Raw genomic sequence first — 8,642 nt, 5'->3', positions numbered from 1 at the left:
GCCGACCTCTCATGAATCACGCAAAACCGCTCTTGGGAATCCTCGAAACGCTCCCGGAGCTAAAAATCTGCCAAAGTAGTGCTAGTGTCTTTGCCCATGCGTTCATTGACAGCCTCGACGGACCGATCTTCCGAAAAATAGCTCATCTTGCCATCTCACTTATCGTTGCCGTGACCCTAGCGGCCTTCGCGCGTGGAATGAGCGGGGCTCATTGATCCTCTACCTTGCCAGAATTCTCCGTAGCACCCGGCGCATCCGGTCGCCTGTTCCTCCCAGAAATCAGCGAAATCAGCGCGGCGGGCGCTTTCCTTCCCACGCATCCTGTAGGAGGGCGCGAACTGAAGCGCGGTCGACGGGGCGCGGATTGGCGTAGGGGTTCTTGGCCGCTATATCGGCGGCGCGGTCGAGATCAGCCTCGCTGAGGCCGAATTCTTGCAGTGTCATCGGCGAGCCGACAGACTTGGCAAAGTCGTAGAGCGCCTGTCCGGGTGAGCCGCCAAAGACTTCCGCCACGCCGCTCAGCTGATTGCTGGCCGCTTCGGCGTTGAAGCCGATTGTGTGCGGCAACATGACTGAATGCGTCTCGGCATGCGGCGTGTCGAAGCTGCCGCCCAATGTGTGGCAAATCTTGTGGTGCAGCGACATCGCTACTTGGCCGAGCACCGTGCCGCAGAGCCAGGCGCCGTACAGCGCGTTGGCGCGGGCTTTGGCGTCGTGCGGACTTCTGGTGAAGACCGGCAGTGCGTCGCGCAGCGCCCGCATGCCTTCCACCGCCATCATTGATGTGATCGGGTTGGCATCAGGCGCATAGAGGCCTTCCGCGGCATGGGCGATAGCGTTCAGGCCGCTGGTGACGCTCATCCCAACAGGCAGTCCGAGCGTCAGATCGGGATCATAGATGACAACCTCGGGCAGTACTTTAGGGCTGCGCAACGTCGTTTTCTCGCCCTTTTCAGTCTGGCCGAGGATCGGCGTGACCTCCGAGCCGGCATAGGTGGTCGGCACGACGATCTGCGGAAGGTCGGTGCGCCAGGCAATCGCCTTGCCAAGGCCGGTCGTTGAGCCGCCGCCAAGCGCGACCACGCAATCGGCCTTGAGCTTTAGAGCCGCGGACACGGCCTTTCCCGTGACGTCGACCGGCGTGTGCATGGTGGCGCCGTCGAAGACGCCAACCGCCATCCCGCCAAGACCTGTCGCCATTGATTCCGCGTCGGCCTTCTGTTGCGGAGTCGACAGCACCAACGCGCGCTTGGCGCCGATCTTGTCGATCCATTTGGCGATATCCTTGCTGGATCCTTCACCGAAGACGATCTGTGCCGGGCTGCCCTGATATGTGAATTTCATGCCGCGCGCCTTTCCTGTTTCGCCCGCGCTATCACGAAGGTGAAGTTAAGGGACCAGTGGTCATCCTTGCGTTTGAACTCACCGACCAGTCCCGGCTTCACCCCGAATAGCGCATCCTGTCCCAGCAGCGGATCGCTGCCGTCGAACACATGGGTGCTGATGGACTCGAAACCCGCTGCACGGATGATGAAATGAAGATGGGCCGGCCGCTTTAGCGGAAGGCCATAACGGGCCAGCATTTTGCCGACGGGTCCGTCCGCCGGGGTCGTGTAGCCGAGCGGGGCGAATTGTGCGGTAGCGGATACAGCCTGTCTGGTCGGTGGTCAGGATGCCGCGCAGATTGAATTCTGGCTGACGGTCCGGTTCCTGATTCTCGTAGAAACCTTCGCCGCTCGCCTGCCAGGTTTCAACTACGGCGCCGCCAACCGGACAGCCGTCCAGGTCGATGACCTGGGCGACCACGTCGACGGGCTCACCTTTGCCGTCGAGGCAAATATTCGCGCCGTCCGCGACGCGCGGCGCGTAGGCGCGATAGAAAGGCCCGCCGACATCGGCCTCGTTCGCATAGATCTGCGCCGTATCGATGTGCCGAAACCCCGCACGTAGCGCAGCGGGGATGATTTTGGATAGCGCGGGGCCTGTCATTCCGTAGGTGCCAAGCGAGGGAATACGGCCACCATTCGCCGTTGCGGTCTGCATATATGCCTCCTTATGAGTTGAGGCACTCAACGCGCATGTCGAAATCGAGATCAGGCCCAATCGGGACGATGCCGCTGGGATTGAGCCAAGGATGGCTGCCGTAGTAGTGGCCCTTGATGTGCGGGATGCTGACCGTCGGGCGGACAAGCGGATGTTGATAGAGCCGCTTCGTATGCGCCCATAGCCGTGGATAATCGGTAAGCCGGCGGCGATCGCATTTGAAGTGGAGGTGATAGACGGCGTCGAATCGCACCAGCGTCGTGAACAGGCGGATGTCCGCCTCCGTCAGGACGCCCCCGACGAGGTGGGATCGACCCTTCAAACGGGATTCGAGCCAGTCCAGCGTATCGAAGACATCCGCCGCGGCGGCCTCATAGGCATCCTGGCGGCTTGCGAAGCCGGCGCGATAGACGCCGTTGTTGAGGTTCGCGTAGACGCGCTGGTTGACTGCATCGATCTCCTCGCGATGTTCCTTCGGATAGTAGTCGCCCGGGAGCGCACCGAGGCCATCGAAGGCGCTGTTGAACATCCGGATGATCTCGGAAGATTCGTTCGACACGATCGTCCGCGCGGTCTTGTCCCACAGAACAGGGACCGTGACCCTCGACGTGCATTTGGGGTCGGCGAGCGTGTAAAGCTCGTGAAGCCTGGTCACACCATTGACAGTGTCGGGCACGACGCCAAGACCTGGTTCGAAGGTCCAGCCGTCATCGTGCATGAGCCAGTGAACAACTGACATGCCGATGAGGTCTTCGAGCCCTTTGAGGCTGCGCATGATCTGAGTGCGATGGGCCCAGGGGCAAGCCAGCGAGACATAAAGGTGGTAGCGGTTAGCCTCCGCCTTGAACGCCGCCGCGCCATCATCGGACGAGCCGGTCGGCGTCACCCAATTTCGGAAAATCGAAGGCTTACGCTGCAGAGTGCCGTCCGACATTGTTGTGTCGATGCCGCTGCGATGCCAATGACCGCCGATCAGCTCACCCATACGTCTTCACCTTTGCCCGCGATCTCCCGGACGATCGGGGCGACCGCAGTCCCCAGAAGTTCGATCGAGCGCTTCATTGCCGAGGGTTCGAGCGATGCCGAACTCATCTGGAAAGTTATCCGCGAGATGCCGCCGAGCGCTTCGCTTGCGCTTAGGATTTTGGCCGCCACTGTCTCGGGGGCGCCGATCAGGAACGCGCCGCGCGGGCCGCACATCGCCTCGAACTGCGGACGAGTGGCCGGCGACCAGCCGCGCTCGCGTCCAATCTCGGTGAACATGTAGGACCAGCCCGGAAAGAAGGCGTCCTTCGCCTCATCGGTCGTCTCACCGACGAAGCCGATCGCATGGACGCCGATCCGCAGCGTCTCGGGTAGATGCCCTGCTTGGCTGCCCGCCTCGCGATACAGGTCGACCAGTGGCCGGAAGCGGGCGAAATCTCCGCCGATAATTGCTACCATCAAAGGCAGCCCGAGGGCGCCTGCACGGATGAAGGATTGTGGTGTGCCGCCAGCGCCCAGCCATATGGGCAAGCGTGACTGATGGGGGCGCGGAAAGACGCCATGGCCATTGAGTGGCGGCCGAAACCGGCCCGCCCATATTACGTGAGTGGTGTCGCGAAGCTTCAGGAGAAGGTCCAACTTCTCGGCAAACAGCGCATCATAATCGTCAAACCTAAAGCCGAAGAGCGGATAGGCCTCACCGAACGAGCCTCTGCCGACGACGATTTCCACGCGGCCCTTCGAGATCAGATCGATTGTCGCGAAGTCCTGGAAGACGCGGACGGGATCGGCGGCGCTCAGCACGGTAACCGCGCTCGTCAGGCGAATGGTCTTCGTCCTAGCGGCAACAGCCGAAAGGATGACAGCGGGTGCGGCGTCGAGGAATTCCTTGCGATGGTGTTCGCCGATCCCGAACACGTCCAGCCCGACGCGATCGGCGGTCTCCACTTCTTCAAGCAACGCCGCCATGCGGTCGGTCGGGGACGGCGTGTGGCCCGAGTTGGGCTCGGGCAGAATCGCGGCGAAGCTGTCGATGCCGATTTCCATGATATTCGCCCGCTTCATCCGCCACGTCCGGCGATGACGAGCAGCAGCTCGGCGTCGGTGATGGCACTGATTGTGATTGAACGCTCATCGCTCACGGCAACGCCCTCGCGCGCGCCGACGCGCACTCCGTTGACGTCCACCACCCCGACCGCGGGCACGAGATAGCCGCCTTCGCCCTCCGTCAGAACGATCTCCACGACGTCGCCTGCGACGAGCATCGCGCCATAGACGTCAGCGTTGGCCCTGATGGGCAAGGCGTCCTCGAGGTGCCGACCGCTGGCCAGCGGCACGAGTCGGCCGCCGCGTTCGGCACGCGGAAACGGCTTCGATCCCCATCGTGGCACTCCGCCAAGCTCGCGCGGCTTAATCCAGAGTTGGAAGATCCGCGTGATAGTGTCCTGGTCGTTCCGCTCGGAGTGTTCGATGCCAATACCAGCGCTCATCACTTGGACGTCTCCAGCGAACGTATGGCCGCGATTGCCGAGGTTGTCCTCGTGCGGGATGACGCCTTCTCGGACGTAGGTGATGATTTCGACGTCGGCGTGCCGATGCGGCGGAAATCCAGAATGCGGCGCCAGCTCATCATCATTTAGACATAGAGAACGCCTACGGGACGGTGATCGGCGTTGCCGTAGCGGCCGAGGACGAAATGGTGTTTCGCCATCAGCCAGTCCGACTGCGTGCCACCGATTTCGGAGAAGGGGCGATATTCGATCATGGGATACTCGCAAGTTCGGGGAGCCTGGCAGGTTTGAAATTGAAGGCGGTCACCGCAAGTTTGCCTTGCGGTTACGGCTCTCCAGGATCTGCCGCCACGAGCCGGGGGCGGGAGACGCCGCATGGCGTTATCGGGATCATTTCTCGTCTCGCGACCGCTGCGACCCTCAGGGTTTATGCTGCCCGAAGACGGAGGCGGCGTGCGTCAAAGCTGAACGACGTCGCGCCGAACGCTACGACCTGCAGTAGACCGCCGGTAATCATGACGTTCTTCACGAAGTTGATGAACTGGTTCTGATCGGCGAGGTTGGAGTGGAAGAAGATCGCTGCGACCACAGTGAACACCGCGAGCCATGCAGCGGTCAAACGGGTCTGGAAGCCAACCAGGAGCAGAAGTCCGCCTCCGAGTTCCGTCACCACGGCAAGGAGATAGGACAAAAGCGGCAGCGGCAGGCCGACGGAGGCAATGTAGCCTTGCGTCGCCGACGGCGCGCCGAGCTTGCTAAGGCCGCTCATGATGAAGATGGCCGCGATCAGAATGCGGCCGACGGCGGCGATTGTGGGAGCATGTTTTTCCATTGAACTGTCTTTCCTCGAGTTGGACTCTGTCAGGCCGCGAGCGCGGCGATTTCAGTCTTCGCCTTGGCGATCGCGGCCGCCTTGGCTTCTTCCCCGAGGTTGAGCCCTTCGGCCCGCACGACGGTCACATCGGTGAGGCCAATGAAGCCGAGCACGCCCCTAAGGTAGGTCTCATGGTGTTCGAGAACGGCGGCGGGGCTGTCGCCGGTGTAGACACCGCCACGCGAGGAGGCGATGAAGACCTTCTTGCCCTTCGGCAGCATGCCCTCAGGACCGTTCGCACCGTACTGGAAGGTCCGGCCAGCGACGCAAACGCGGTCGATCCAAGCCTTGAGCTGCGAGGGGATCGAGAAATTGTACATCGGAGCTCCGATGACGATGATGTCGGCTGCAAAAAGTTCATCGATATAGGCGCCACCCGCGGCGAGATCCGCGCCTATGACAGGATCCGTCACCGCGCCGCCCTGGACCACAGCCATATGGTGGTCAGACAGGTGAAGGGCCGCGTCGATGACGAGGTCGTGGTAGATCACCTTTGAATCTGGATGCAGCGCCTGTTGCCGCGCCACGATATCGGCGGATAGCGAACGGCTGACGGAATAACCGCCAAGAATACTTGAATCGATGTGCAGGATCGTCATGGAAACGGCCTCCGGGTTACGCGTGGGTGGCGTGGATGCTTGGTGTGACACGAATTTTGTGAGCGAGCGAAACATGGATGGTGTTGTCTCACGCGCACCGCGACCCGAATAGCCGTTTTATTCCGATGAAATCTATCGGCTGGACCGATGGATGCTTTACGCGTCGCTTGGGAGAATTGGCAGTGCTTCTTGGGACCGCAGCGCCTTGGTGGGCCTAAGGCCGACCGCCGAAGAAGGTGCCGGGCTTGAACGCCATATCAAGCGCGTTCAACTCGTGCATGCTGAGGGTGATGTCCAACGCGCCGAGGTTTTCAGATAGGCGCGACCGCCGGCTCGTCCCGATCAACGGAACGATGTCGTCGCCGCGCGATAGCACCCAAGTGACCGCCAGTTGCGCCGGTGTTCGGCCCTTCGATTTGGCCAAGTGTTCGAGAAAATCAACCGCTTCGAGGTTCATCCGTAAGTTCGCGCCCTGGAGCCTCGAGAAGGAGGCGGCAAGCTGGTCGTTTTACGACACCCCCACGCATGGTGCCGGTGAGCAGGCCTTGGGACACGACGCCATAGGCAACCACGGCAATACCCAACTCACGCGCCAAAGGTAGCATCTCGCGTTCGATGAATCGGCTTGCCAACGAGTATTCGATTTCCAGGGCCGCGACCGGATGCGTGCCATGGGCTCGGCTGAGATTGCCCGCGTTGACCTCAGAGACGCCGAGATAGCGGACCTTGCCCTCGCTGATGAGATCCGCCACCGCGCCGATTGTTTCTTCATAAGGCACAGACGGATCGGCGCGCGCGGGCTGATAGAGATCGATGTAATCCACGCCCAGACGCTGCAACGAATAGGCAGCATAATTCTTGATTGAATTTGGTCGTCCATCCATGCCGAGGATGGCGCCGGTATGGGTCCGTTGGATGCCGCACTTCACGCTGATGAAGGCCCAATCCCTGCGCCGTCGGATCGCCCTGGCGACCAAGGCCTCGTTGTGACCCATGCCGTAGAAATCGCCCGTGTTGACCAAGGTGATTCCGGCGTCTAGCGCCGCTTCAATAGTCGCGAGACCTTCGCGCTCGCTATCACTGTCGCGTTCCGGTTGCGACCCGCCCATGATGTTTGACATCCGCATACAGCCGAGACCTATTGCGGAAACCAATGGGCCGTCGCGACCGAGGCGCCGTGTCTTCATGTGCGTGTTCCTTCAGTGACTGGGCCGCGAGGCCGAAATCCTTTTTGAGCTTCGGCAAACTACTCAAGCAGCGGTAGTCTCCGAGGGATCGGCGCTTGTTTCCTAACGACGCTTTCGGGATTCTTGCATCATTGCGATTGTTGGAAAATCCACTATATTTCGATCTTTCGTATCGGAGTGGCCGATGGATCGGATATGTCATGCTAGATGGTGTTTCCCTTGATCAGCTTCGGACCTTCATCGCGTCTGTGGACGAAGGCAGCTTCTCGGCAGCCGCCCGCAAGGTGCGCCGCGCGCAGTCGGTCGTCAGCGATCTGGTTAGCGGACTTGAGGCGCAAATCGGCGTGTCGTTGTTCGATCGCTCCGGGCGCTACCCGAAGTTGACGCCGGCCGGTGCCGTCCTACTAGCCGATGCCAGGGGCATCGTCTCCGGCGTCGATTTCATGAAGGCGCGAGCGAAGGGGATGGCCTCAGGCATCGAACCGGAGCTCTCCGTGGTCGTGGACGTCTTCTTCCCGATCGAGGCCATTACCGAGGCAGCAAAGGAGTTTCGGGAGCATTTCCCGAGGACACCGCTCCGCTTGTTTGTCGAGGCGTTGGGCGGCGCCTACTTGCCGGTCCTTAGCGGAACCGCCAGCATCGGCGTCGTCGGGTCGCTGCCGACGATGCCCCCATCTCTCACTGGAGAACGATTGATCGGGGTGGCGTTCATGATGGTCGCGGCGCGCGATCACCCGCTTGCGGAAATCAAGGGAACGATTCCGAAATCGGAACTGGCCAAGCATGTGCAGCTGGTGCTGACCGACAGGTCCGAGCTGTCAGCAGGGCGCGAGTTCGGCGTGATGTCATCATCAACCTGGCGCCTTGCGGATCTCTTCGCCAAGCACGCCTTTCTCCTCAGTGGCCTTGGCTGGGGCGGCATGCCGCTGCATGCCGTCCAGCGTGATATGGCCAAAGGGAGATTGGTAGAGCTATCAATTGAGGACGTTCCACCGGGCGGACTCATACTGCCCATGTCCGCGGTTTATCCGACCTCCGCACCGCCGGGGCCCGCCGGCCGCTGGCTCATCGAACGTCTGAAGCGTTGTTAAACAGAGCTGGCGGCTGTCGGAGGAGCGGCTACGCTGATCATCGTTTCGACGACAGCTTCGAAGACGCGCTCCTTGTCCGGGAAGGTTAGATACAGCGTGGGGCGCGTCAGCCCAGAGGCTTGCGCAATGTCACCCACCATCGTGCGGGCGCATGGTCAATGCTTGGTGCATCGAGAAAACCGGTGGGCCGGCGTGCAATCCCGGCAGGGACATGTTCGAGACGCACAAACATCTAGGCTTGGGGGCGGAACAAGAGCAGTTCAAAATCCTGCGCCGCCTTTATCAACCAAAGACAGCTACGGCTGATTTGATGATGATTCCGCCGTCTGGGCTTCGGCGCATTTGACGCCCCG

The 8,642-nt window shown here is 61.2% G+C and carries 9 protein-coding genes and 3 pseudogenes; 2 read left to right on the top strand and 10 right to left on the bottom strand.

Features of this window, described 5'->3' with window-relative positions; all coding sequences use genetic code 11:
• A partial coding sequence (locus NKK47_RS34405; RefSeq protein WP_352579845.1) for a hypothetical protein occupies positions 1-215 on the top strand: 215 nt, incomplete at its 5' end.
• 73 nt (positions 216-288) lie between these two features.
• On the opposite strand, the gene NKK47_RS34400 is transcribed toward NKK47_RS34405, so the two are convergent.
• The 9 genes and pseudogenes from NKK47_RS34400 to NKK47_RS34355 all read right to left on the bottom strand — a co-directional run bounded on the left by NKK47_RS34400 (position 289) and on the right by NKK47_RS34355 (position 7,198).
• The gene (locus NKK47_RS34400; RefSeq protein ID WP_352579844.1) at positions 289-1,344 is read right to left on the bottom strand and encodes a maleylacetate reductase; all 1,056 of its coding nucleotides are present in this window, start codon (positions 1,342-1,344) and stop codon (positions 289-291) included.
• Entirely contained in the window at positions 1,341-1,583 is a 243-nt protein-coding gene (locus tag NKK47_RS34395; RefSeq protein ID WP_352579843.1) for a dioxygenase family protein, read from the bottom strand. The genes NKK47_RS34400 and NKK47_RS34395 overlap by 4 nt, the downstream gene beginning before the upstream one ends.
• A 109-nt stretch (positions 1,584-1,692) precedes the next feature.
• Positions 1,693-1,989 (bottom strand): annotated as a pseudogene (locus NKK47_RS34390) (dioxygenase family protein); the annotation flags it as partial.
• Positions 1,990-2,053: 64 nt separating this feature from the next.
• Entirely contained in the window at positions 2,054-3,028 is a 975-nt protein-coding gene (locus NKK47_RS34385) for a glutathione S-transferase family protein (protein ID WP_352579842.1), read from the bottom strand.
• On the bottom strand, positions 3,016-4,074 hold the full coding sequence (locus NKK47_RS34380) for an LLM class flavin-dependent oxidoreductase (RefSeq protein WP_352579847.1): 1,059 nt from the start codon (positions 4,072-4,074) through the stop codon (positions 3,016-3,018). The genes NKK47_RS34385 and NKK47_RS34380 overlap by 13 nt, the downstream gene beginning before the upstream one ends.
• Positions 4,075-4,088: 14 nt before the next feature.
• Positions 4,089-4,792, bottom strand: a pseudogene (locus NKK47_RS34375) (pirin family protein).
• Between the two features lie 173 nt (positions 4,793-4,965).
• The gene (locus tag NKK47_RS34370) at positions 4,966-5,370 is read right to left on the bottom strand and encodes a DoxX family protein (protein ID WP_352579841.1); all 405 of its coding nucleotides are present in this window, start codon (positions 5,368-5,370) and stop codon (positions 4,966-4,968) included.
• 29 nt (positions 5,371-5,399) lie between these two features.
• Entirely contained in the window at positions 5,400-6,011 is a 612-nt protein-coding gene (locus tag NKK47_RS34365) for an FMN-dependent NADH-azoreductase (protein WP_352579846.1), read from the bottom strand.
• 214 nt (positions 6,012-6,225) lie between these two features.
• Positions 6,226-7,198, bottom strand: a pseudogene (locus tag NKK47_RS34355) (aldo/keto reductase).
• Between the two features lie 200 nt (positions 7,199-7,398).
• Between NKK47_RS34355 and NKK47_RS34350 the strand changes: the two are divergent.
• On the top strand, positions 7,399-8,289 hold the full coding sequence (locus NKK47_RS34350) for a LysR family transcriptional regulator (protein ID WP_352579838.1): 891 nt from the start codon (positions 7,399-7,401) through the stop codon (positions 8,287-8,289).
• Here the strand turns inward: NKK47_RS34350 and NKK47_RS34345 are convergent.
• Positions 8,286-8,429, bottom strand: coding sequence for a TetR/AcrR family transcriptional regulator (locus tag NKK47_RS34345; RefSeq protein WP_352579837.1), 144 nt, complete (start codon positions 8,427-8,429; stop codon positions 8,286-8,288). The genes NKK47_RS34350 and NKK47_RS34345 overlap by 4 nt on opposite strands.
• Positions 8,430-8,642: the final 213 nt, after the last annotated feature.

Origin of the sequence: Mesorhizobium sp. M0019 (assembly GCF_040323975.1) — a bacterium.
Taxonomy (GTDB): Bacteria; Pseudomonadota; Alphaproteobacteria; order Rhizobiales; family Rhizobiaceae; genus Mesorhizobium.
The sequence above is the reverse complement of the archived record's forward strand: the minus strand, read 5'-3'. Positions and strand labels throughout refer to the sequence as shown.